Source organism: Pseudoxanthomonas sp. Soil82 (genome assembly GCF_040446535.1).
Classification (GTDB): domain Bacteria; phylum Pseudomonadota; class Gammaproteobacteria; order Xanthomonadales; family Xanthomonadaceae; genus Pseudoxanthomonas; species Pseudoxanthomonas kaohsiungensis.
The window spans coordinates 485,669-507,301 of the sequence record NZ_JBEAAK010000002.1 but is presented as its reverse complement, the minus strand read 5'-3'; the positions used below and the strand labels follow the sequence as shown (position 1 = coordinate 507,301).

Genomic DNA, 21,633 nt, shown 5'->3' with positions numbered 1-21,633 from the left:
CGGCGGTACGCTGCCGGCTTCCCGCAAACCGTGACCAGGAGCACCCCATGAAGCTGCGAACGCCCGCCCCGCGCCCGTCCGTGACGCTCCTTCCGGCCGTGCGCCTGCTCGCCGCCGGCCTTGCCGCCGCCGTGCTGGCCGCGTGCGGCGGCAAGCAGGATGCCGCCTCGACCGGCACGGCCGCGGCCGGCGAGGAGAAAGTGCTCAATGTCTACAACTACTCGGATTACATCGCCGAGGACACCATCCCGAACTTCGAGCAGCAGTCCGGCATCCGGGTCACCTACGACGTGTACGACAGCGACGAGGTGCTGGAGACCAAGCTGCTGGCCGGCTCCAGCGGCTACGACGTGGTGGTGCCGACCCTGAACTTCTTCGGCCGCCAGATCCAGGCCGGGGTGTTCAAGCCGCTGGACAAGAGCAAGATCCCCAACCTGGCCAACCTCGATCCCGCTGTCATGCAGGCCATCGCCGCGCAGGACCCGGGCAACCAGTACGGGGTGCCGTACATGTCCGGCACTACCGGCATCGGCTTCAATGTCGACAAGGTCACCGCCGCGTTCGGCAGCACCGACGTCACCAACAGCTGGAGCCTGGTGTTCGACCCGGCCAAGATCAGCAAGCTGAAGGACTGCGGGGTGACCCTGCTCGACACGCCGTCGGACATGATCCCGATCGCACTGCACTACCTGGGCGAGGATCCGCACAGCGCCGACCCGGCGGTGATCCAGAAGGCCGCCGACCTGATCAAGGGCATCCGCCCGTACGTGCAGAACTTCCACTCCAGCCAGTACGTCAGCTCGCTGGCCAACGGCACCACCTGCCTGGTGGTGGGCTGGTCGGGCGACATCATCCAGGCGCGCGACCGCGCCGAGGAAGCGGGCAACGGCGTCAACGTCGGCTTCTCGATCCCGGCCGAGGGCGCGCCGCAGTGGTTCGACATGCTGGCCATTCCCGCCGACGCGAAGCATCCGGAGAACGCCTACGCGTTCATCAACTACCTGCTCGAGCCGCAGGTGGCCGCCAACAACACCAACTACATCCAGTACGCCAATCCGGTCGCTTCGGCCACGCCGCTGGTGGACGAGGCCATCCGCAACGATCCGACGATCTACCCGCCGGACGCGGTGAAGGCCAAGCTGTTCACCTACGCGATCAACTCGCCGGAGACCGACAAGCTCTACACGCGGCTGTGGACGGAGATCAAGACCGGCCGCTGAGCACGGGGCAGGAAGCCGGTCGCCGCGGCGGCCGGCAACCCGTGCCGGGCATGGGCGTCCGGCGGGCATCGCAACAACCAGGTGGCATGCGGTAGGAGGTCGAAGGGAGGGGAACCCGGGGACGCCGGCCGCGAGGCGGCGTCGTTGACAACCGACAGGCCCTGCGGGGCCCAGATGGGGGAAGCGACGATGAGCAGGTGGCAACTGAACGGTTCGATGGCGGCAAGGGCCTGGCTGGCGGCGGGCCTGGCGGTGGCCGCGCTGTCCGGCTGCGGCAAGCAGGACACGGCGCCGGCGGGCGAGGCGACGGGCACGGCCGGGGCGCCGGCCGATGCCGGCACGCTGAATGTCTACAACTGGTCCGATTACATCGCCGAGGACACCATCCCCAACTTCGAGCGCGAGCGCGGGGTCAAGGTCAACTACGGCGTGTTCGACAGCAACGAGGTGCTGGAGGCCAAGCTGCTGGCCGGTGCGTCCGGCTTCGACGTGGTGGTGCCCTCGCTGCAGTTCCTCGGCCGGCAGATCCAGGCCGGCGTATTCCAGCCGCTGGAGAAGGAGCGCCTGAAGAACTACGGCGGGCTCGACCCGGAGCTGATGGAGCGGCTGGCGCTCCAGGACCCGGGCAACCGCTACGGGATCCCCTACCTGTGGGGCACCACCGGCATCGGCTACAACGTGGACAAGGTCACCGCCGCGTTCGGTGGCACCGAGGTCGCCGGCAGCTGGGACCTGGTGTTCAAGCCGGAGAACATCGCCAAGCTCAAGGACTGCGGGGTGATGCTGCTGGACACGCCGTCCGAACTGGTGCCGATCGCGCTGAACTACCTGGGCGAGGATCCCAACAGCACCGATCCGGCGGTGATCCAGAAGGGCGCCGACCTGCTCGGGACGATCCGTCCCTACATCCAGACCTTCCATTCCAGCCAATACATCGATGCGTTGGCCAACGGCAGCGCCTGCCTGGTGGTGGGCTGGTCCGGCGACGTGCTGCAGGCGCGCGACCGCGCGGTGGAGGCGGGCAACGGCGTCAACGTCGCCTTCTCCATCCCCAAGGAGGGCGCGCCGATCTTCGTGGACATGCTCGCCATCCCCAAGGACGCGAAGAACCTGGATAACGCCTACGCCTTCATCGACTACCTGTTGCGCCCGGAGGTGGCCGCGGCCAACAGCAACTACGTCAGCTACCCCAACCCGGTGCCGGCGTCGCTGCCCATGGTGGACGAGGCGATCAAGAACGACCCGACCATCTACCCGCCGCCGGAGACGGCCGCCAAGCTGTTCACCCTGGCGATCATCCCGCCGGAAGTGGACCGCCTGTACACCCGGCTCTGGACCGAGCTGAAGACCGGCCGCTAGGCTGCACGGCAACCCGGGCGCGGATCGCCGCCAGCGGCGGCCCGCCCATCCCCCACCTGGAGCGGCCATGGCGGCGAGCAACGAACGCGCGAACGGATCCCCGGCCGAGGCCGGCGCCGAGCGCTACCTGCGCATCGAGGGCGTGCGCAAGGAATTCGACGGCTTCGTCGCCGTCGATGACGTGAGCCTGGACATCCGCAAGGGCGAGATCTTCGCCCTGCTGGGCGGCTCGGGCAGCGGCAAGTCGACCCTGCTGCGCTGCCTGGCCGGTTTCGAGCGGCCGACGAAGGGCAGGATCGTGCTCGACGGCGAGGTCATGAACGACCTGCCGCCGTACGAGCGCCCGATCAACATGATGTTCCAGTCCTACGCGCTGTTCCCGCACATGACCGTGGAGCAGAACATCGCCTTCGGCCTCAAGCAGGACGGGATGGCCAAGGACGCGATCCGCAAGCGCGTGGGCGAGATGCTGGAGATGGTGCAGCTGGGCAAGCTGGCCAAGCGCAAGCCGCACCAGCTCTCCGGCGGCCAGCAGCAGCGCGTGGCCCTGGCCCGCTCGCTGGCCAAGGGGCCGAAGCTGCTGCTGCTGGACGAGCCGATGGGCGCGCTGGACAAGAAGCTGCGCTCGCGCATGCAGCTGGAGCTGGTCAACATCATCGAAACCTCCGGGGTCACCTGCGTGATGGTCACCCATGACCAGGAGGAGGCGATGACCATGGCCACGCGCATCGCGCTGATGGACCAGGGCTGGATCCAGCAGGTCGGCACCCCGGACGAGATCTACGAGCAGCCGGCCAACCGCTTCGCCGCCGAGTTCATCGGCTCGGTCAACCTGGTCGATGCGACCATCGACGAGGACGAACCCGACTACGTCACCCTGAAGACGCCGGCGTTCGAGGCGCCGATCCACATCGGCCACGGCATCACCGGCTTCCCGGGGCAGGCGGTGTCGTTCGCGGTCCGCCCGGAGAAACTGGACATCGCCAAGGCGGAGCCGGCGCAGCCGCACAACAAGGCACGCGGCACGATCGAGGACATCGCCTACTTCGGCAGCCATTCGGTCTACCACGTGCGCCTGCCCAGCGGGATCAAGATGCTGGTGAACTTCGCCAACGAGAAGCGCTGGGAGAGCGAGGGGATGACCTGGGGCGACCCGGTCTGGCTGTGGTGGGGCGACAACGACGGCGTGGTGCTGACCTCATGAAAGCACGCGCCCTCAAGCGCTTCGTGCCGGGCGGCCGCTGGGCGGTGATCGCGGTGCCGTTCCTGTGGCTGCTGCTGTTCTTCGCGATCCCGTTCCTGATCGTGCTGAAGATCTCGTTCTCGCGGCTGGCCATCGCCATGCCGCCGTACACGCCGATCCTGGAGTACGTCGACAAGGCCCTGACCCTGCGCCTGAACCTGGGCAACTACGTGGCCCTGTTCACCGACTCGCAGTACGTGCTTGCCTACCTGAGCTCGATCAAGATCGCCGCGGTCTCGACCCTGCTGTGCCTGCTGATCGGCTACCCGATGGCGTACTTCATCGCCCGGATGAAGCCGTCCACGCGCAACATCGCGCTGATGGCGGTGGTGCTGCCGTCGTGGATCTCGTTCCTGCTGCGGGTCTACGCCTGGGTCGGCATCCTCGACGCCAACGGCATCCTCAATCGCGCGTTGATGGGCCTGGGCGTGATCGACGCGCCGCTGCGGATCCTCTACACGCCGCTGGCCGCCTACATCGGCATCGTCTACTGCTACCTGCCGTTCATGGTGCTGCCGCTGTACGCCAACCTGGTCAAGCTCGACCTGCGCCTCCTGGAGGCCGCCTACGACCTGGGCGCCAAGCCCTGGCAGGCCTTCCTGCGCATCACCCTGCCGCTGTCGCGGGCGGGGATCGTGGCCGGCTGCATGCTGGTGATGATCCCGGCGGTGGGCGAATTCGTGATCCCGGAGATGCTCGGCGGCCCGGATACGCTGATGATCGGCCGGGTGCTGTGGGGCGAGTTCTTCAACAACCGCGACTGGCCGGCCGCCTCGGCCGTGGCAATCGTGATGCTGCTGATCCTGCTGGTGCCGATCCTGGTGTTCAACCGGTTCCAGCAGAAGGAAATGGAGGGGCGGCTGACATGAACCCGACCCTGGGCCAACGGATCCTGCGCTGGACGGTGCTGGCGCTCGGTTACGCCTTCCTGTACCTGCCGATCCTGCTGCTGATCGTCTACTCGTTCAATTCCTCGCGCCTGGCCACGGTGTGGGCGGGCTTCTCGACCAAGTGGTACGGCGAGCTGCTGCGCGACCGGCAGATCCTCGAAGCGGCCTGGGTCAGCCTGCGCATCGCCTTCTGGACGGCCACGGCGGCCACGGCCATCGGCACGCTCGGGGCGATGGTGATGACCCGCTTCCGCCGATTCCCGGGCAAGACCGTGTTCGGCGCGCTGATCACCGCGCCGCTGGTGATGCCCGAGGTGATCATCGGCCTGTCGATCCTGCTGATGCTGGTCTCGGCCGGGGCCGCGCTGGGGATCCCGTCCAAGGGCATGGTCGCGATCTGGATCGCGCACGTGACCCTGACCGTGTCGTTCGTCACCGTGGTGGTGTCCTCGCGCCTGCAGGAGCTGGACAAGTCGCTCGAGGAAGCGGCCATGGACCTGGGCGCCAACCGCCTCAAGGTGTTCTTCCTGATCACCCTGCCGATCATCGCGCCGGCGCTGGTGAGCGGCTGGCTGCTGGCCTTCACCCTGTCGCTGGACGACGTGGTCATCGCCAGTTTCGTCGCGGGGCCCGATTCGACCACGCTGCCGATCAAGGTGTTCTCGTCGGTGCGCCTGGGCGTGAGCCCGAAGATCAACGCGCTGGCGACGCTGATGATCATGGCCGTCTCCGTCGCCGCGGTGATCGGCTGGTGGCTGATGTTCCGCGACGAGCAGCGCCGCCAGCGCGACATGCAGCTGGCCCTGCAGGAAAACGGCTGATACGGACATGGCTGCGGCGATCGCGGTGCGTCGCCACGGCGTACTAACGCGGCGGCGGCCAGACTGCAAGCTGCGGTGCAGGCGAGGAAAGCAATGACTGTCGAGACGATCAACCCCGCGACCGGGCAGGTCGAGTACCGCCATGAACTGATGACGCCGGCGCAGGTCGAGGCCGTGCTGGCCGCGTCGCGGGCGGCGTTCCCGGGCTGGTCGCAGCGCAGCCTGGAGTCGCGCGGCGAGGTGCTGCGCGCGGTGGGCGCGGCCCTGCGCCGGCGCCGCGAAGACGTGCAGCGGACCATCACCGCCGAGATGGGCAAGCTGCGCAAGGAGGCGCTGGCCGAGGTCGACAAGTGCGCCGATGCCTGCGACTACTACGCCGGCCACGCGGCCGGCTACCTGGCCGACCAGGCGATCGCCACCGAGGGCCGCGCCAGCTACGTCCGCTACGAGCCGTTGGGCTGCGTGCTGGCGGTGATGCCCTGGAACTTCCCGTTCTGGCAGGTGTTCCGCTTCCTGGCGCCGGCGCTGATGGCCGGGAATGTCGCGGTGCTCAAGCACGCCAGCAACGTGCCGCGCTGCGCCGACCTGATCGCGAGCGTACTGGACGAGGCGGGCCTGCCGGCCGGGGTGTTCGGCGTGCTGCACATCGACAACGAGCAGGCCGCCGCGGTCATCCGCGACCCGCGCGTGGCGGCGGTGACGCTCACCGGCAGCGAACGCGCCGGCCGCTCGGTCGCCGGCAACGCCGGCCAGCAACTGAAGAAGTGCGTGATGGAACTGGGCGGCAGCGACGCCTTCGTCGTCCTCGACGACGCGGACCTGGACAAGACCGTCGCCGGCGCGGTCGCCTCGCGCTTCGGCAACGCCGGGCAGACCTGCATCGCGGCCAAGCGCTTCATCGTGGTCGAGGCGATCGCCGACGAATTCACCCGGCGCTTCGTCGAGGCGGCGGGCACGCTGCGCCTGGGCGATCCCAACGACGGCTCGGCCACCCTGGCGCCGATGGCACGGCAGGACCTGCGCGACGAACTGCACAAGCAGGTGCGCGAGAGCATCGCGCGCGGCGCAAGGCCGCTGCTGGGCTGCGAACCGGACGCCTCGCACGCCGGCTATCCGGCTTCGATCCTCGATGCGGTGGCGCCGGGCATGCCGGCCTACGAGGAGGAGCTGTTCGGCCCGGTGGCCAGCATCCTGCGGGTCAAGGACGAGGACGAGGCGGTGCGCGTGGCCAACGACACCACCTTCGGCCTGGGCGGCAGCGTGTGGACCGGCGATCCGGCGCGCGGCGAGCGCGTGGCGCGGCAGCTGCAGGTCGGTGCGGCGTTCGTCAACGCGATCGTGCGCAGCGACGTGCGACTGCCGTTCGGCGGGACCAAGCGTTCGGGATTCGGCCGCGAGCTGGCCGAGCACGGCATCCACGAGTTCATGAACATCAAGTCGGTCTACGTGGCCTGAGCCGGCCGCAGGCTGGCGGGACGGCCAAGGGGAGCAGGCGATGGGCGGCAGCCGCTGGAGCCGGTTCGGCTGGTACGCGATGGCGGTGCTGGCGCTGCTGGTGGCGGGCTACGCGTTCGCCATGGCGTTCGTGCCCGGATGGAGACACCCGCTGGTGCGCGACATGTTCGCGCAGCGGCCGCTGGCGAGCTGGGGGCATTTCGCCGGTGGCGGCACGGCGCTGGTTGCCGGCGCATTGCAGCTGCATACGCGCCTGCGCAACCGCTGGCTCGAGCTGCACCGGTGGCTGGGCCGGCTCTACGTGCTGGCCGTGGCGGCCGGCGGCATGGCCGCGCTGGTGCTGGCCCCGCACGCCTCGACCGGCCGCGTGGCGGCCGCTGGGTTCGCGCTGCTGGGGGCGTGCTGGCTGGCGTCCACCGCGCTGGCGGTGCTCGCGATCCGCCGCCGGCGGCTGGCCGCGCACCGCGACTGGATGGTGCGCAGCTATGCATTGACCCTGGCGGCGGTCACGCTGCGCTTCTACCTTCCGGTCAGCCAGTTCGCCGGCATCCCGTTCACCGTGGCCTATCCGGCCATCGCCTGGCTGTGCTGGGTGCCCAACCTGCTGCTGGCGCAAGCCTTCCTGCGCTCGCGGCGCGCGCGCGAGCTGCTCGCGGCAAGCGCGGAGCCGGCGTACTGGCGGCAGGAACGGCCGCGCCCGCCTGCCTGAGCGCGCGCCGCGGAGTCGCCGCGACCACGGCGATGGAACAGACGGTTACGCCGCGCGCGATTCCGTTGCGGCACCGCAGGCATCATCTTGCGTGCTACCGGAAATGGAGAACGTCCCATGAGCGCTTCGATCGAATCCGCCCCCGCCCATGTCATCCGCATGGTGCGTGGCCAGGCCACCTCCGATGGCGCCGGGGTCAGGCTGACCCGCGTGATCGGCGGGCAGGCGCTGCCCGAGCTGGACCCGTTCCTGCTGCTGGACGAGTTCGGCACCGACAAGGCCGAGGACTACATCGCCGGTTTCCCGAGCCATCCGCACCGGGGCTTCGAGACGGTGACCTACATGCTCGACGGGCGCATGCGGCACAAGGACAACCACGGCAACGAGGGCCTGTTGACCCCAGGCAGCGTGCAGTGGATGACCGCCGGCCGCGGCCTGGTGCATTCGGAGATGCCGGAACAGGAATCGGGCCGCATGCGCGGGTTCCAGCTGTGGGTGAACCTGCCGGCGCGCGAGAAGATGACCGATCCGCGCTACCAGGAATTCGCCCCCGAGCAGATCCCGGTGGTGCGCCCGGCCGACGGGGTCGAGGTGAAGGTGATCGCCGGACGCGTGGGCGGCACGGTCGGGCCGATCGTGCAGCCGGCCACCGACCCGCTGTACCTGGACATCGCACTGGAGCCGGGCGTGGCCTGGGAATACGCACTGCCCGAGGGCCACAACGCGTTCGCCTATGTGTTCGAGGGCGCGGCAACGGTGGGCGACGGCGATGGGGCCCGTCCCCTGGAGACCCACGCGATGGGCGTGCTGGGCGGCGGCAGCAGGCTGGCATTGCGCGCAGGCAGCCAGGGCGCGCGCCTGATCCTGGTGGCCGGCATCCCGCTGCGCGAGCCCGTCGCGCGGCACGGGCCGTTCGTGATGAACACCCGGCAGGAGCTGATGCAGGCCTTCGTCGATTTCCAGGAAGGCCGCTTCTGAGGGCAATGGCACGCGCCGGAACGCGCGCCGGAACGGCGCGCGTTCCGGGCGTCGCGGGCCGGGCGATCGTCCGGCCCGGCGGCGATCAGTTCAGGGCGATGCCTTCGGCCAGCGAGAGCAACTGCCGCAGCTCGGCGTCGTTGGCGGCGTCCACCCACACCTGCGCGTAGCGGTCATCGCCCAGTTCGACGATGGTCACGCGCTTGCGTTCGCCGGTGGAGACGGCGATCTCCGGCTGGTACCAGTGCACCTCGTGCGCGCCGATGGAACCTTCTTCCTCGCGGTTGCGGCGTTGCAGGTTGACCGTCGGCGAGGAGGTCAGCATGACTCCGATCACCTGCCGCTCGCCGTCCAGCGCACGGCACACGGTGAAGCCGTTGCCGGCCTGCTGCTGCCAGTGCAGGTTGGAGCCGGCGGGCAGGGCAGGGCAGGTGGCGTCCTGCGCCGACGCCTGCGGTGTGGCCCACGCGATCGCTAGCAGGCCCAGAAGGTGGAACTTGTTCATGGCACTTCCCCCGGTCCGCGAAGCGGACCCTTGTCCCCGGATGGCGCGCGGGTGGCGTGGCCACCTGGCCCGGACGGATGCGGGGCCGGCGCGATCCCTCGCGCCCGCACGTTGCTTGCTCCCCTGGGCCGCCCGCCGATGGCGCCGGAACGGCCCCTCCCGTCCGAAAATACCCAGCGCTGCCGCGGGATGCAAACCCTGCGCTCAGAAACTGCGCTGGAAGTCGAACTCCTGCCGGCGTCCGTCGACCACCACCACGATGCGCGCGCGCAGCGTGTCGTGCGCGCCGACCCGGACCGTGCCGACGTGGTCGACGTACTCGCCGGTGGCGACCGGCCGCATGGCCACGGCCTGGCGCCGGCCGGCCAGGTCGACCACTTCGGCGCTGACCTCGCCGACGGCGCCGGTCTCGTCGCCGTCGGCGGTGGGGCGTCGCAGCGCCACCACCAGCAGCGCGGTGCCGGCGTCGCGCTCGACCCCGTATTCGCGCGCCACCGCCTCGCCCAGCGCCAGCGTCGGCAACAGGTTGTAGCGGGCGCGCAGCGGCCCCTCGAGGTCGGTCGTGCTCGGGTGCGGAGGGACGAAACGGGCCGGTTCGGGCGCGGGGTTGCCGCAGCCGGCGAGGCCCAGCGCCAGGACCAGGGACAGGAGCGCACCGCGCCGGGCGCCGCCGCTCATGCGTCGCCCGCCGCGGCCAGCGCGGCGCCGCGTTCGCGCGCGGCATGCACGGCCCGGGCCACCAGCGCCTCGAAGCCGCCGGCCTGGAACGCTTCGATCGCCGCCTGGGTGGTGCCGCCGGGGGACGTCACCCGGCGCCGCAGTTCGGCAGGCGCCTCGCCGGCCTCGGCAAGCATGCGGCCGGCGCCGAGCAGGGTCTGCACCACCAGGGTGCGCGCATCGGCCGCGGGCAGGCCCTCGGCGACGGCGGCCGCTTCCAGGGCTTCGGCCAGCAGGAACACGTAGGCCGGCCCGCTGCCGGAGACCGCGGTCACCGCATCGATCAGCGGTTCGGCGTCGATCCAGACCGTCGCACCGGCACTGGACAGCAGCTCGTCCGCACGGGCGCGCTGCGATGCATCGACGCCTTCGCCCGCGTACAGGCCGGTGACCCCGGCGCCGAGCAGGGCGGGCGTGTTGGGCATGCAGCGCACCACCGGCAGGCCGCCGCCGAGCCACTGCTGCAGGCGCGCCACCGGAATGCCGGCGGCGATCGACACCACCAGCGGGCGCTGCGCCTGCGCGGCCGCGGCCAGCGGCTCGCATGCGGCGCGCATCATCTGCGGCTTCACCGCCAGCAGCCACAGGCCGGCACCGGCCACCGCGTCCCCGCCACGCTCGAACGCCTGTACGCCGAAGTCCGCGACCAGCGCCTCGCGCAACGCGGCGACCGGCTCGGCGACGCGGATCGTGCGGGTATCGACACCGCGCCGGGCCAGCCCGCCGATCAGGCTCCGTGCCATGTTGCCGCCGCCGATGAAGGCCAGGGAGTCGGACGCGGGGTGGGGGGCGGTCATCGGAAATCCGGGTTCGGGAGGAGAGGAAGGCGGTTCAGTGCGGGCGCGGGCCGAACAGCGCGGTGCCGATCCGCACCATGGTCGCGCCTTCGGCGATCGCGACCGGGAAATCGTCGCTCATGCCCATCGACAGGGTATCGACCCCGGGGTGGCGCGCGGCCAGGTCGTCGAACAGGGCGCGCATCCGGGCGAAGGCCGGCCGCCGCGCTTCCGGGTCGGCGTGCGGCACCGGGATCGACATCAGTCCGCGCAGCGCCAGGCGCGGCTCGGCGGCGACGCGTTCGGCCAGGCCGGCGATCGCCCCGGGTGGGCATCCGCCCTTGCCCGGTTCGCCCTCCACGTTCACCTGGATGAGGACGTTCAGCCGTGGCCGTTGCGGCGCCCGGTGGCGGGCGAGGGCGGCGATGACGCTGTCCCGGTCCACGCTCTGCACCCAGTCGAACACCTCGGCCGCGAGCGCGGCCTTGTTCGATTGCAGGTGGCCGATCAGGTGCCACTGCAGGTCCGGATGATCGGCTGCCCGCGCCGCGCGCTTGGCCGCGGCCTCCTGCACGTAGTTCTCGCCGAAGGCCTGCTGGCCGGCGCCGGCCAGCGCGGCCACCGCGTCGGCCGGCTGGGTCTTGGACACCGCGAGCAGGACCGGGACTGGCCGCCCGGCCGCGTCGGCCGCGTTCTGGATGCGCTGCAGCACGGTTCGCAGGCGGTCGGCGGGCATGGACGGGCGGGCCATTGGCGGCAGCGGCGGGAGCGCTATACTGCCCCGCGGGGATGTATCGTTCCAGCCCGGGCGGATCGCTCGGGCTATCGACTGATCTGTGGATCACGGGGGATCACGCGCATGGATATCGCCGAGCTGCTGGCCTTTTCGGTCAAGAACAAGGCTTCCGACCTGCACCTGTCGGCCGGCCTGCCGCCGATGATCCGGGTCGACGGCGACGTGCGGCGGATCAACATCCCCGCCCTGGACCACAAGCAGGTGCACGCGCTGGTCTACGACATCATGTCGGACAAGCAGCGGCGCGACTACGAGGAGTTCCTCGAGGTCGACTTCTCGTTCGAGATCCCCTCGCTGGCCCGCTTCCGCGTCAACGCGTTCAACCAGAACCGTGGCGCCGGCGCGGTGTTCCGCACCATTCCCTCCGACGTGCTGAGCCTGGAGGACCTGGGCTGCCCGCCGATCTTCCGCGAGCTGATCCAGCAGCCGCAGGGCCTGATCCTGGTCACCGGCCCGACCGGTTCGGGCAAGTCGACCACGCTGGCGGCAATGGTCGACCACATCAACAAGAACGAGTACGGGCACATCCTCACCGTCGAGGACCCGATCGAGTTCGTCCACACCTCGCAGAAGTGCCTGATCAACCAGCGCGAGGTGCACCGCGACACGCACGGCTTCAACGAGGCGCTGCGCTCGGCGCTGCGCGAGGACCCGGACTACATCCTGGTCGGCGAGTTGCGCGACCTGGAAACCATCCGCCTGGCGCTGACCGCGGCCGAGACCGGCCACCTGGTGTTCGGCACCCTGCACACCTCGTCGGCGGCCAAGACGATCGACCGCATCATCGACGTGTTCCCGGCCGGCGAGAAGCCGATGGTCCGTTCGATGCTGTCCGAATCGCTGCGCGCGGTGATCTCGCAGGCGCTGCTGAAGAAGGTCGGCGGCGGCCGCACCGCGGCCTGGGAAATCATGGTCGGCACCCCGGCCATCCGCAACCTGATCCGCGAGGACAAGGTCGCGCAGATGTACTCGTCGATCCAGACCGGCCAGCAGTACGGCATGATGACCCTCGACCAGCACCTTCAGGACCTGGTCAAGCGCGGCCAGATCACCCGCAACCAGGCCAAGGAATACGCCAAGGACAAGCGCCTGTTCGAGTAACAGGCCGTCGCACAGCGGGAACGCCGACCAGGCACCAGGACCAGGAGCACGCCATGAGCACCATCGACTTCACCTCGTTCCTCAAGCTGATGGCGCACCAGAAGGCGTCGGACCTGTTCATCACCGCCGGCATGCCGCCGTCGATGAAGCTGCACGGCAAGATCAGCCCGATCACGCAGACGCCGCTCACCCCGCAGCAGAGCCGCGACCTGGTGCTGAACGTGATGACGCCGGCGCAGCGCGAGGAGTTCGAGAAGACCCACGAGTGCAACTTCGCGATCGGCGTGGCCGGCGTCGGCCGCTTCCGCGTCTCGTGCTTCTACCAGCGCAACCAGGTGGGCATGGTCCTGCGCCGGATCGAGACCAAGATCCCGACGGTCGAGGAACTCAACCTGCCGCCGATCATCAAGACGCTGGCGATGACCAAGCGCGGCATCATCCTGTTCGTGGGCGCCACCGGCACCGGCAAGTCGACGTCGCTAGCCTCCATGATCGGCTACCGCAACCAGAACTCGACCGGGCACATCATCACCATCGAGGACCCGATCGAGTTCGTGCACAAGCACGAGGGCTGCATCATCACCCAGCGCGAGGTCGGCATCGACACCGACAGCTGGGAGAACGCGCTGAAGAACACCCTGCGCCAGGCCCCTGACGTGATCATGATCGGCGAGGTGCGTACCCGCGAGGGCATGGACCATGCCATCGCCTTCGCCGAGACCGGCCACCTGGTGCTCTGCACGCTCCATGCCAACAACGCCAACCAGGCGATGGACCGCATCATCAACTTCTTCCCCGAGGACCGTCGCAGCCAGCTGCTGATGGACCTGTCGCTCAACCTCAAGGGTGTGGTCGCCCAGCAGCTGATCCCGACCCCGGACGGCAAGGGCCGCCGCGTGGCGATGGAGATCCTGCTCGGCACGCCGCTGGTGCAGGACTACATCCGCGACGGCGAGATCCACAAGCTCAAGGAGGTGATGAAGGAGTCCACCAACCTGGGCATGAAGACCTTCGACCAGAGCCTGTTCGAGCTGTACCAGGCCGGCGAGATCTCCTACGAGGACGCGCTGCGCTACGCCGACTCGCAGAACGAGGTGCGCCTGCGGATCAAGCTTTCCCAGGGCGGCGACGCGCGCACCCTGGCCCAGGGCCTGGACGGGGTCGAGATCGCCGAGGTGCGTTGAGGCATCCGTCGCGCGACCCCCAACGCCGCGAAGCCGCCTCCGGGCGGCTTCGTCGTTTCCGGCGCCCGTCCGATCGCCTGGCCGGTCATCCGACCCGGCCGGGGCCTGGCCGCCTGGCCGCCATGCGCTCACGCGGGCGTGGGAAGCGCCTAAAATGGCGCACCCCACCGCGGCACCCTCCACGTGAACCCCACCGATCCGGACCTCCGGCCCGGGCAGGCTCCCCTGCCCGAGGACGGCGCCGTCGTCACCGCCGGCCCGTTGACCCCGCCCCCCGACTCGGCCGGCACCCCGGCCGACGACCGTGCGTACCACCACTCACTGGCCGAGGACGTGCAGGGCATGGTCCTGGCCACGCTGGTGGCTTCCCTCGGCCTGGCCGTGTTCGCCCAGGGCGGGCTCATGATCGGCGGCATGGCCGGCGTCTCCTTCCTGCTGCACTACGCGCTGGGCTGGAACTTCGGCCTGCTGTTCGTGCTGGTGAACCTGCCGTTCTACTGGATCGCGGTGCGGCGGATGGGCTGGGAGTTCACCCTGAAGACGTTCCTGGCCGTCGGCGCCTGCGGCCTGCTCAGCGACCTGCTGCCGCGCTGGGCCGGCTGGTCGCACATGACCGGGCTGTACTCGGCGCTGGTGGGCGGGGCGCTGTGCGGCCTGGGGGTGCTGTTCTTCATCCGGCACCGCGCCAGCCTCGGCGGCGTCGGCGTGCTGGCGGTGTACCTGCAGCGCGAGCGCGGGATCAGCGCCGGCAAGGTGCAGCTGGCATTCGATACGGTGCTGATGTTCGCGGCGTTCTTCGTGCTCTCGCCGGCCAAGGTGCTGTATTCGGCGGTCGGCGCGGTCGTACTGAGCCTGGTGCTGATGTTCAACCACCGCCCGCACCGGTACATGGGGGTGTAGCCCGCCCGTAGAGCCGGGCTCTGCCCGGTTGCCCAGGCCTGGAGCAGCAGCAGGCGGAAAGGCAGCGGGGCAAGCCCCGCTCTACGAGAGCGCCAACAGGCACGGAGCCGCGCCCCTCGTAGAGCCGGGCTCTGCCCGGCTACCCACGCCTGGCGAAGCAGCAGCCGGAAAGCAGCAGGGCAAGCCCCGCTCTACGACATCCAGGGGGGCGGGATCGTCGCGATCCGCGCGTACACGGGGCAGCTTTCGCGGTGCGCGCCGGGCAGGTAGCCCAGGCTCATCAGGAACTCGCCGGTGATTTCACCGCCGGTGAAGCGGAAGGTCTTCCGGAACAGCTTGACCCATCCGGCCTTGTCCAGCGGATGGTGGGCGTCCAGCCACGCGGCGAACCCGCCATGGGAATCGCGCAGGCCGCGGATCACGCCCGCGTTGTGGATCGCCGCCTCGACCTTCAGCCGGTTGCGGATGATGCCGGGGTCGGCCAGCAGGCGCGCGCGATCGGCCGGGCCGTAGCCGGCCACCGCGTCCACGTCGAAGCCGTCGTAGGCGCGGCGGAAACCCTCGCGCTTCTTCAGCATCGTTTCCCAGCTCAGCCCGGCCTGGTTGATTTCCAGCAGCAGGCGCTCGAACAGTACCCGCTCCTCGCGCTGCGGGACGCCGTACTCGGTGTCGTGGTACGGGCCGTGCAGCGGATGGCCCGGGGCGGAATCGCAATAGCCGGACATGGCGTGCTCGAAGGGGGCGGCCCCGCGATTATGCCAAGCCTCAGGCGGCGGCCGGCGCACCGGCGCTAGAATGGCGGCATGTCCCTCCCCGACGAAAACCTGTCCAACCAGTTGCTGATCGCGCTGCCGGCGCTGTCCGACCCGAACTTCTCGCGTGCCGTGGCCCTGATCTGCCAGCACGACGAGCAGGGCGCGATGGGCGTGGTGGTCAACCGCCCCTCGGAATACACCCTGGGCCAGGTGCTCTCGCAGATGGGCATCGGCAGCGACGACGAGGCACTGTGCGCGCGCACGGTGCTGCATGGCGGCCCGGTGCACCAGGAACGCGGCTTCGTCCTGCACGACGGCGGGCGCGAATGGGATTCGAGCCTGCAGGTCGCGGACGGCCTGTACCTGACCACCTCGCGCGACATCCTCGAGGCGATGGCGGCGGGCGAGGGCCCGGCCCATGCGGTCGTCGCCCTGGGCTGCGCCGGCTGGGGCGCCGGGCAGCTGGAGTACGAACTGGGCGAGAACACCTGGCTGACCGCGCCGGTGGACCCCGAACTGCTGTTCGAGCTGCCGCTGGAGCGCCGCTGGCAGACCGCCGCCGGGCGCATCGGCGTGGACCTGTTCATGCTGGCCGACTACAGCGGACATGCCTGAGCCTTCCGCGCCGGTGCCCGCGCATCCCGCGGCCGATGCGATCGTGCTCGGCTTCGATGTCGGCGCGCGCCGGATCGGCGTGGCCGTCGGCAGCGCGCTGGGTGGTGCGCGCGCGGTCGCGGTGGTCGACGTGCGCGAAGGCGGGCCGGACTGGACCTCGATCGAACGGCTGCACCGCGACTGGCGCCCGGCCGGCCTGGTGGTTGGCGATCCGATGACGCTGGACGGCGGCGACCAGCCGATCCGTCGTCGCGCGCGCGCCTTCGCCGGCGAGCTGAAGGCGCGCTTCCGCCTGCCGGTGGTGATGGTCGACGAGCGCTCCAGCTCGGTGGAGGCGGCGCAGCGCTTCGCCCGCGACCGCGCCGCGGGCAATCGCCGCCGCCGCGATGCGGCCACCCTCGACGCCGCCGCCGCGGCGGTCATCGTCGAACGCTGGCTCGCCGCGCCCGAAGACGCCACGCCGCTCTAGCACGCTTCCGCCCACTCCCCGAGCACGCCACCCAATGACGCCACAACTCGCCTCCGACGGCCGCCTCCGCCACCTGCTGACCCTGGAAGGCCTGCCGCGCAGCACCCTGCTGCAGCTGCTGGACCGTGCCGGCCAGATCCGCGATGCCGCGGTCGGGCGGGTCGGCAAGCGCACGGTGCTGGCCGGCAGCGCGGTGTGCACGCTGTTCTTCGAGCCGTCCACGCGCACGCGCAGTTCGTTCCAGCTCGCCGCCCAGCGCCTGGGCGCGGACGTGCTCAACTTCGACGCGTCGACCTCGTCCACCCGCAAGGGCGAGACCGCGCGCGACACGCTCAAGAACCTGGAGGCGATGGGTGTTCGCGGCTTCGTCATCCGCCACCCCGAAGACGGCGCAGTGCAGCGCCTGGCCGACGTGGCCGGCGAGGGCACGGCGCTGGTCAACGCCGGCGACGGCCGCAGCGCGCATCCGACCCAGGGCCTGCTGGACATGCTGACCCTGCGCCAGGCCAAGGGCAGCGATTTCTCGAAGCTGAAGGTGCTGATCGTCGGCGACGTCCGGCATTCGCGCGTGGCCCGTTCGGACCTGCAGGCGTTGCGTACCCTCGGCGCAGGCGAGATCCGCATCTGCGGCCCGCGGCCGCTGCTTCCGGACGAGGCGACCACGGGCGGCTGCGTGGTCGGCACCGATTTCGACGCGATGCTCGAAGGGGTCGACGCGGTGATGATGCTGCGCCTGCAGCGCGAGCGGATGGAGGAGGGCCTGGTGCCGTCGCTCGAGGAATACCACGACCACTACGGACTGACCGTGGAGCGCCTGCGCCGCGCGGCGCCCGATGCGGCGGTGCTGCACCCGGGGCCGATCAACCGCGGCGTGGAGATCACCGACGAGGTCGCCGACGGCCCGCAGTCGTGGGTGCTGCGCCAGGTCGCCAACGGCGTGGCGGTGCGGATGGCGGTGCTGGAGCACCTGCTGGGTTGAGCTGGCGTCGAGGCCTGGCGGGCAGGATGGGGTTTGCGGCCACCGCAACAGCAACATGAACCGCAACCGCAACCGCAACCGCAACCGCAACCGCAACCGCAACCGCAGGGCGCGGGCTTCGGTGGGCGGCGGCGCCCTGCCGCATTGGGGGTCACCGCTCAGGCCGGCATCCCTGCCTCACTTCGCGGCCGCGGCCATCCATGGCCGCTTGACCCCCAATGCGACAGGACGCCGCCCTCGGGCGCGTGCAGGTAGTTGCTTCGCTCGACGCAAGCGGAGCCCAAGCCGTCGCATTGGATCGTGCTGCATGGGCCGGGTCCGGTCGGCGCATGATCGAAGCCATAACCCCAAACCTCCAGAGGCCGCCGTGTCCCGGGGCCATGGACCAAGTGGCACATGGATGTGCCACGGCCCTTCGTAAAGACAGGATGTCGTCCCGAAGGGTGGGCCATGGCCCCGGGGCGCGGTGGCCCCCTCCGAAGCCGACGCGTTCGTGGTTGAGGTTGCAGTGGCCGTGGCAGTTGCAGTTGTTGCTGCCACGTGCCCGCATGCCCCTTGCTCGTGGAGCATGATGCGGTTGGGCCCGTGGACAGGCCACGCATCGCCTGCGTGGCCGTAGCGTCCTCAGTCCGCTGCGATGGCCGCCGGGGGCTCCGATTCGGCCGACGTGACCTGGCGCGCCGACTCGACCAGCTCGACGAATTCCCGGCGCAGGCCCCAGCGGTCCTCGCCCAGCGTGGCGCGCGCGGTCGCGGCCACGTCGTCCCAGTCCCAGCCTTCCACGTTCGTGCCGCCGCGCAGCAGGTCGGCGTACGCGGCGACCGCCGCGGCGAAGCGCAGCGAGGCGCCCGGTTCTGGCTGCAGCGACGAGCGCAGCACCGGCGTCTCGATCAGGCGGCTGCGCTCCTGGCCCGGCAGTTTGTAGCGCAGGCGCAGGTGGGCCAGTTCGCCGTCGCGCGCGGAACTGCCCTGCGCGGCGGCTGCGTAGCGCAACGGCGGCAGCCGTTCGCCGCCGGAGCCGGCCAGCGCGATCTCGTACAGCGCCGTCACCTCGTGGCCGGCGCCGATGTCGCCGGCATCGACCCGGTCGTTGGCGAAGTCTTCCCGCGCCAGCATCCGGTTCTCGTAGCCGATCAGCCGGTATTCGGCCACCTGCGCCGGGTTGAACTCGATCTGCACCTTCACGTCGTTGGCGATCGTCAGCAGCGTGGCCTGCATCTGTTCGACCAGCACCTTGCGCGCTTCCTCCGGTGTGTCGATGTAGGCATGGTTGCCATCGCCGGCGTCGGCCAGGCGCTCGGCCATGGCGTCGTGGTAGTTGCCCTGGCCGAAGCCGAGCGTGGACAACGCGATCCCGGACCGGCGCTGGTCGGCGACCAGCGTTTCCAGCGCGCCACGGTCCACGGTGCCGACGTTGAAGTCGCCGTCGGTGGCCAGCAGGACCCGGTTGACGCCCCCGTCGACGAAGGCCTGCCGCGCCGTCGCGTAGGCCAGGGCGATGCCGTCGCCGCCATTGGTGCTGCCGCCGGCCTGCAGGCGCTCGAGCGCGGCCAGGATCTCGTCGTGGCGGTCGCCGCGGGTCGGCGGCAATACCAGGCCGGCCGAACCGGCGTAGACGACGATCGAGACCCGGTCCTGCGGGCGCAGCTGCGGCACCAGCTGCGCGAACGCCTGCTTGAGCAGTGGCAGCTTGTCGGGTGATTCCATCGAACCGGAGGTGTCGACCAGGAAGACCAGGTTGGCCGGCGGCAGCGTGGCCCTGGGCACGTCGTAGCCCTTGATCCCGACCATCAGCAGCTGCCGCTTGGGATTCCAGGGCGACGGCGCCAGCTCGGTGGTCACCCGGAACGGCACCTCGCGCGACGCCGGCACCGGGTGGCCATAGCTGAAGTAGTTGAGGAACTCCTCCACGCGCACCGCGTCGGCCGGCGGGCGCACGCCCTGGCGCAGCATCCGCCGCACGTTGGCGTAACTGCCGGTGTCCACGTCGATGGAGAAGGTCGATACCGGCTGCTCGCCGGTGCGCTGCACCGGGTTGTCGTCGCGGTTCTCGTAGCGCTCGGTGTTGGCGGGTTCCGTTGCCGCGAACGGCATGTGCATGGCGGTGGCCGGAGCGGGCGCGACGAAGGCGCGCTGCATGGCCGCATCGGCCGTGGGCGGCGGTGGCGGTGCCGAGGCCTGGACGATGGCGCGCGCGGCTTCCTTCTCCAGCGCATGGCGCGTACGCGCCCTGGATTCGGCGATCGCCTGTGCCTGCGCGGGCGGGATCGCGGCGGCGCCGGTCGCTGCGATCGCCGGGCCGGCGGATGCAGCCGCATCGGTGCGGTCCGCCGGTGCGGTCGAGCGGCAGGCGGCCAGGGCCGCTGCCAGGGCCAGCATCAGCAGGACGGCGCGCGGGCGGGCCGGGGGGTGGGGCGTTGCGGTACGGCGCATGGCGGACTCCCGTGGGTTGGACGGGAGTTGCAAACGCGCCGGGCTGGACAATGGGGTTGGGCGTGATCGCAGGGGCGCCGGGGTGGGCGTTGCGCCCCGCCCGCGTCGCACGCCCCTCCGGTGGCGGGCAAGCGGGCCGGCATGCCGCGCAGGCTTCCTGGCTCAGAGCACCATCGGCTGGAAGTCGATGCCCAGGCCCGGCATACCGTCCTTCTCCGACAACAGGTCGGCGCGCAGCAGCGGCCGGCCATCGATCCAGTGGCGGTCCAGGACCAGGGTCAGGCGATCGCCCTGGGCCGACAGCTCCAGCGTCGGGATCTGGTCGCCGTCGTGGGCACGGTGCAGCAGCACCGCCAGCCGCAGCAGCGCGGCCTTGCGCCTGGCCGACAGCAGCAGGCGGTCGGGCAGGGCGTCGAAGGCGGTCTTGGGAACGCCGCGGCGGTGGGTGCGCACCAGTGCGGCCAGCACCTGCTGTTCCTGCCGCGAGAAGCCGGCGATGTCCGAATGCTCGAGCACGTAGGCGCCATGCACGTGGTACTGGCTGTGCGCCACGGCCAGCCCCAGTTCGTGCACGCGCGCGGCCCAGCCGAGCATGCGCGCATCGTCGTCCTCCAGCGCCCAGTCGTCGGCCACCTGTTCGAACAGGCGCATCGCCGTGCCTTCCACGCGCGCGGCCTGGGTCTCGTCGATCCCGTAGCGCTGGATCAGCGCCTGCACCGAGGCATCACGCGGGTCGTCGGCGCCGCCGCGGCCGAGCATGTCGTAGAGGATGCCCTCGCGCATGGCCGCCTTGCTCACCAGCAGCTTCTGCAGCCCCAGCGCGTGGAAGGCCGCCTCCAGCACCAGCACGCCGCCGGCGATGATCGGGCGGCGCTCGCCGGACAGGCCGGGCAGGTCGATCTGGTCGATGCTGTCGGCCTGCAGCAGCCGCTCGCGCACCTGCGGCAGCGCCTCGGCGGTGATCGCGCCCTTGGTCAGCTTCATCGCCGCGCAGATCTCGCCGATCGACTTGTGGGTCCCGGACGAGCCCAGCGCCTCCTGCCAGCCCAGCGCGCGGTACAGGCCGGCGAACTGCTGGAACTCGGCGCTGATCTCGGTCAACGCCGAGTTCCACTTCTTCTTGGACAGGCGGCCGTTGGGGAAGAACCGGCGCGTGCTGGCGATGCAGCCCGCCTGCAGGCTCTCGCGTTCGATGGGATCGAATCCGCTGCCGATGATGAATTCGGTCGAACCGCCGCCGATGTCGATGACCAGGCGCCGCTGCCCGGGCTTGGGCGGCTGCGCATGGGCCACGCCAAGGTAGATCAGGCGCGCCTCCTCGCGGCCGGACACCACTTCGATCGGATAGCCCAGCACGGCTTCGGCCGGGCCCAGGAACGCCTGCGGATCGTGCAGCTGGCGCACCGTGTTGGTGGCCAGCGCGCGCACGTGCAGTCGCGGCACCCCCCGCAGGCGCTGGCCGAAGCGCGCCAGGCAGTCCAGCGCGCGCTGCCTCGCCGGCGCGGACAGGCCGCCCTTGCCGTCCAGTCCGTCGGCCATGCGCACCGTCTCGCGGAGGCGGTCGACCACGCGCAGCTGGCCCAGCATGTGCTGGGCCAGGACCATGTGGAAACTGTTGGACCCCAGGTCGATCGCGGCGAGCGCGTCGCCGTCCTGGACCTGGGGGCGGGAAGCGGCGCGGGACTGTGCGGAGCTCGGCATGGCGCGAATCTTAGCGGATGGCCGCAC

21 protein-coding genes are annotated in these 21,633 nt (G+C 70.5%); 14 read left to right on the top strand and 7 right to left on the bottom strand.

Annotated features, from left to right (window positions below):
* Nucleotides 1-47: 47 nt before the first annotated feature.
* From ABKA19_RS07840 to ABKA19_RS07805, 8 genes are all read left to right on the top strand, one after another.
* Nucleotides 48-1,220 (top strand): polyamine ABC transporter substrate-binding protein, encoded by a 1,173-nt coding sequence (locus ABKA19_RS07840; RefSeq protein WP_353688425.1) that lies wholly within the window; start codon nucleotides 48-50, stop codon nucleotides 1,218-1,220.
* A 216-nt stretch (nucleotides 1,221-1,436) separates the two neighbouring features.
* Nucleotides 1,437-2,579: an extracellular solute-binding protein gene (locus ABKA19_RS07835; RefSeq protein WP_353688616.1), complete on the top strand. Its 1,143-nt coding sequence runs from the start codon at nucleotides 1,437-1,439 to the stop codon at nucleotides 2,577-2,579.
* A gap of 67 nt (nucleotides 2,580-2,646) precedes the next feature.
* Entirely contained in the window at nucleotides 2,647-3,783 is a 1,137-nt protein-coding gene (locus tag ABKA19_RS07830) for an ABC transporter ATP-binding protein (RefSeq protein WP_162377760.1), read from the top strand.
* Nucleotides 3,780-4,691, top strand: a complete 912-nt coding sequence (locus ABKA19_RS07825) for an ABC transporter permease subunit (protein ID WP_353688424.1) — start codon at nucleotides 3,780-3,782, stop codon at nucleotides 4,689-4,691. The genes ABKA19_RS07830 and ABKA19_RS07825 overlap by 4 nt, the downstream gene beginning before the upstream one ends.
* On the top strand, nucleotides 4,688-5,533 hold the full coding sequence (locus ABKA19_RS07820) for an ABC transporter permease subunit (protein WP_353688423.1): 846 nt from the start codon (nucleotides 4,688-4,690) through the stop codon (nucleotides 5,531-5,533). Before ABKA19_RS07825 ends, ABKA19_RS07820 begins: the two co-directional genes overlap by 4 nt.
* A 93-nt stretch (nucleotides 5,534-5,626) precedes the next feature.
* Nucleotides 5,627-6,988 (top strand): NAD-dependent succinate-semialdehyde dehydrogenase, encoded by a 1,362-nt coding sequence (locus ABKA19_RS07815; RefSeq protein WP_353688422.1) that lies wholly within the window; start codon nucleotides 5,627-5,629, stop codon nucleotides 6,986-6,988.
* Between the two features lie 40 nt (nucleotides 6,989-7,028).
* A complete protein-coding gene (locus ABKA19_RS07810) occupies nucleotides 7,029-7,697 on the top strand; it encodes a DUF2306 domain-containing protein (RefSeq protein ID WP_353688421.1) in 669 nt (222 codons plus the stop codon).
* Between the two features lie 117 nt (nucleotides 7,698-7,814).
* Nucleotides 7,815-8,675, top strand: a complete 861-nt coding sequence (locus tag ABKA19_RS07805; protein ID WP_353688420.1) for a pirin family protein — start codon at nucleotides 7,815-7,817, stop codon at nucleotides 8,673-8,675.
* Nucleotides 8,676-8,760: 85 nt separating this feature from the next.
* Here ABKA19_RS07805 and ABKA19_RS07800 read toward each other — a convergent pair whose 3' ends face one another.
* The 4 genes from ABKA19_RS07800 to ABKA19_RS07785 all read right to left on the bottom strand — a co-directional run bounded on the left by ABKA19_RS07800 (nucleotide 8,761) and on the right by ABKA19_RS07785 (nucleotide 11,409).
* Nucleotides 8,761-9,180 carry a hypothetical protein gene (locus ABKA19_RS07800; protein WP_353688419.1) on the bottom strand — a complete coding sequence of 140 codons (420 nt, stop codon included), beginning with the start codon at nucleotides 9,178-9,180 and terminating at the stop codon, nucleotides 8,761-8,763.
* Between the two features lie 204 nt (nucleotides 9,181-9,384).
* Nucleotides 9,385-9,858 (bottom strand): DUF4426 domain-containing protein, encoded by a 474-nt coding sequence (locus tag ABKA19_RS07795; RefSeq protein ID WP_353688418.1) that lies wholly within the window; start codon nucleotides 9,856-9,858, stop codon nucleotides 9,385-9,387.
* Nucleotides 9,855-10,694, bottom strand: coding sequence for a pyrroline-5-carboxylate reductase (proC, locus tag ABKA19_RS07790; RefSeq protein ID WP_353688417.1), 840 nt, complete (start codon nucleotides 10,692-10,694; stop codon nucleotides 9,855-9,857). The genes ABKA19_RS07795 and proC overlap by 4 nt, the downstream gene beginning before the upstream one ends.
* A 34-nt stretch (nucleotides 10,695-10,728) precedes the next feature.
* Nucleotides 10,729-11,409 (bottom strand): YggS family pyridoxal phosphate-dependent enzyme, encoded by a 681-nt coding sequence (locus ABKA19_RS07785; protein ID WP_353688416.1) that lies wholly within the window; start codon nucleotides 11,407-11,409, stop codon nucleotides 10,729-10,731.
* Nucleotides 11,410-11,532: 123 nt separating this feature from the next.
* Between ABKA19_RS07785 and ABKA19_RS07780 the strand changes: the two genes are divergently transcribed.
* The 3 genes from ABKA19_RS07780 (at nucleotide 11,533) to ABKA19_RS07770 (ending at nucleotide 14,654) form a co-directional block, all read left to right on the top strand.
* Complete coding sequence (locus ABKA19_RS07780; RefSeq protein WP_162377750.1) at nucleotides 11,533-12,570, top strand: type IV pilus twitching motility protein PilT; 1,038 nt, start codon at nucleotides 11,533-11,535, stop codon at nucleotides 12,568-12,570.
* Nucleotides 12,571-12,623: 53 nt separating this feature from the next.
* Nucleotides 12,624-13,754 carry a PilT/PilU family type 4a pilus ATPase gene (locus ABKA19_RS07775; RefSeq protein WP_162377749.1) on the top strand — a complete coding sequence of 377 codons (1,131 nt, stop codon included), beginning with the start codon at nucleotides 12,624-12,626 and terminating at the stop codon, nucleotides 13,752-13,754.
* Between the two features lie 225 nt (nucleotides 13,755-13,979).
* Complete coding sequence (locus ABKA19_RS07770) at nucleotides 13,980-14,654, top strand: YitT family protein (protein WP_353688615.1); 675 nt, start codon at nucleotides 13,980-13,982, stop codon at nucleotides 14,652-14,654.
* Between the two features lie 191 nt (nucleotides 14,655-14,845).
* On the opposite strand, the gene ABKA19_RS07765 is transcribed toward ABKA19_RS07770, so the two are convergent.
* A complete protein-coding gene (locus tag ABKA19_RS07765; protein ID WP_353688415.1) occupies nucleotides 14,846-15,379 on the bottom strand; it encodes a DNA-3-methyladenine glycosylase I in 534 nt (177 codons plus the stop codon).
* Between the two features lie 78 nt (nucleotides 15,380-15,457).
* On the opposite strand from ABKA19_RS07765, the gene ABKA19_RS07760 reads away from it, so the two are divergent.
* Genes ABKA19_RS07760 through ABKA19_RS07750 form a run of 3 tightly spaced genes read left to right on the top strand, consistent with a single transcriptional unit; the run spans nucleotide 15,458 to nucleotide 17,472 of the window.
* A complete protein-coding gene (locus ABKA19_RS07760) occupies nucleotides 15,458-16,024 on the top strand; it encodes a YqgE/AlgH family protein (RefSeq protein WP_162377747.1) in 567 nt (188 codons plus the stop codon).
* A complete protein-coding gene (ruvX, locus tag ABKA19_RS07755) occupies nucleotides 16,017-16,493 on the top strand; it encodes a Holliday junction resolvase RuvX (protein WP_162377746.1) in 477 nt (158 codons plus the stop codon). Before ABKA19_RS07760 ends, ruvX begins: the two co-directional genes overlap by 8 nt.
* 34 nt (nucleotides 16,494-16,527) lie before the next feature.
* Nucleotides 16,528-17,472 carry an aspartate carbamoyltransferase catalytic subunit gene (locus tag ABKA19_RS07750; RefSeq protein WP_162377745.1) on the top strand — a complete coding sequence of 315 codons (945 nt, stop codon included), beginning with the start codon at nucleotides 16,528-16,530 and terminating at the stop codon, nucleotides 17,470-17,472.
* A 624-nt stretch (nucleotides 17,473-18,096) separates the two neighbouring features.
* Here the strand turns inward: ABKA19_RS07750 and ABKA19_RS07745 are convergent.
* On the bottom strand, nucleotides 18,097-19,905 hold the full coding sequence (locus ABKA19_RS07745) for a vWA domain-containing protein (RefSeq protein WP_353688414.1): 1,809 nt from the start codon (nucleotides 19,903-19,905) through the stop codon (nucleotides 18,097-18,099).
* Nucleotides 19,906-20,067: 162 nt separating this feature from the next.
* Nucleotides 20,068-21,606 (bottom strand): exopolyphosphatase, encoded by a 1,539-nt coding sequence (gene ppx / locus ABKA19_RS07740; RefSeq protein WP_353688413.1) that lies wholly within the window; start codon nucleotides 21,604-21,606, stop codon nucleotides 20,068-20,070.
* Between the last annotated feature and the right edge of the window lie 27 nt (nucleotides 21,607-21,633).

Excerpts from the sequence above, each read along its gene's own strand:
- ABKA19_RS07840 (WP_353688425.1), top strand. The coding sequence starts at position 48 with ATGAAGCTGCGAACGCCCGCCCCGCGCCCGTCCGTGACGCTCCTTCCG.
- ABKA19_RS07835 (WP_353688616.1), top strand. The coding sequence starts at position 1,437 with ATGGCGGCAAGGGCCTGGCTGGCGGCGGGCCTGGCGGTGGCCGCGCTG.
- ABKA19_RS07830 (WP_162377760.1), top strand. The coding sequence starts at position 2,647 with ATGGCGGCGAGCAACGAACGCGCGAACGGATCCCCGGCCGAGGCCGGC.
- ABKA19_RS07825 (WP_353688424.1), top strand. The coding sequence starts at position 3,780 with ATGAAAGCACGCGCCCTCAAGCGCTTCGTGCCGGGCGGCCGCTGGGCG.
- ABKA19_RS07820 (WP_353688423.1), top strand. The coding sequence starts at position 4,688 with ATGAACCCGACCCTGGGCCAACGGATCCTGCGCTGGACGGTGCTGGCG.
- ABKA19_RS07815 (WP_353688422.1), top strand. The coding sequence starts at position 5,627 with ATGACTGTCGAGACGATCAACCCCGCGACCGGGCAGGTCGAGTACCGC.
- ABKA19_RS07810 (WP_353688421.1), top strand. The coding sequence starts at position 7,029 with ATGGGCGGCAGCCGCTGGAGCCGGTTCGGCTGGTACGCGATGGCGGTG.
- ABKA19_RS07805 (WP_353688420.1), top strand. The coding sequence starts at position 7,815 with ATGAGCGCTTCGATCGAATCCGCCCCCGCCCATGTCATCCGCATGGTG.
- ABKA19_RS07800 (WP_353688419.1), bottom strand. The coding sequence starts at position 9,180 with ATGAACAAGTTCCACCTTCTGGGCCTGCTAGCGATCGCGTGGGCCACA.
- ABKA19_RS07795 (WP_353688418.1), bottom strand. The coding sequence starts at position 9,858 with ATGAGCGGCGGCGCCCGGCGCGGTGCGCTCCTGTCCCTGGTCCTGGCG.
- proC (WP_353688417.1), bottom strand. The coding sequence starts at position 10,694 with ATGACCGCCCCCCACCCCGCGTCCGACTCCCTGGCCTTCATCGGCGGC.
- ABKA19_RS07785 (WP_353688416.1), bottom strand. The coding sequence starts at position 11,409 with ATGCCCGCCGACCGCCTGCGAACCGTGCTGCAGCGCATCCAGAACGCG.
- ABKA19_RS07780 (WP_162377750.1), top strand. The coding sequence starts at position 11,533 with ATGGATATCGCCGAGCTGCTGGCCTTTTCGGTCAAGAACAAGGCTTCC.
- ABKA19_RS07775 (WP_162377749.1), top strand. The coding sequence starts at position 12,624 with ATGAGCACCATCGACTTCACCTCGTTCCTCAAGCTGATGGCGCACCAG.
- ABKA19_RS07765 (WP_353688415.1), bottom strand. The coding sequence starts at position 15,379 with ATGTCCGGCTATTGCGATTCCGCCCCGGGCCATCCGCTGCACGGCCCG.
- ABKA19_RS07760 (WP_162377747.1), top strand. The coding sequence starts at position 15,458 with ATGTCCCTCCCCGACGAAAACCTGTCCAACCAGTTGCTGATCGCGCTG.
- ruvX (WP_162377746.1), top strand. The coding sequence starts at position 16,017 with ATGCCTGAGCCTTCCGCGCCGGTGCCCGCGCATCCCGCGGCCGATGCG.
- ABKA19_RS07750 (WP_162377745.1), top strand. The coding sequence starts at position 16,528 with ATGACGCCACAACTCGCCTCCGACGGCCGCCTCCGCCACCTGCTGACC.
- ABKA19_RS07745 (WP_353688414.1), bottom strand. The coding sequence starts at position 19,905 with ATGCGCCGTACCGCAACGCCCCACCCCCCGGCCCGCCCGCGCGCCGTC.
- ppx (WP_353688413.1), bottom strand. The coding sequence starts at position 21,606 with ATGCCGAGCTCCGCACAGTCCCGCGCCGCTTCCCGCCCCCAGGTCCAG.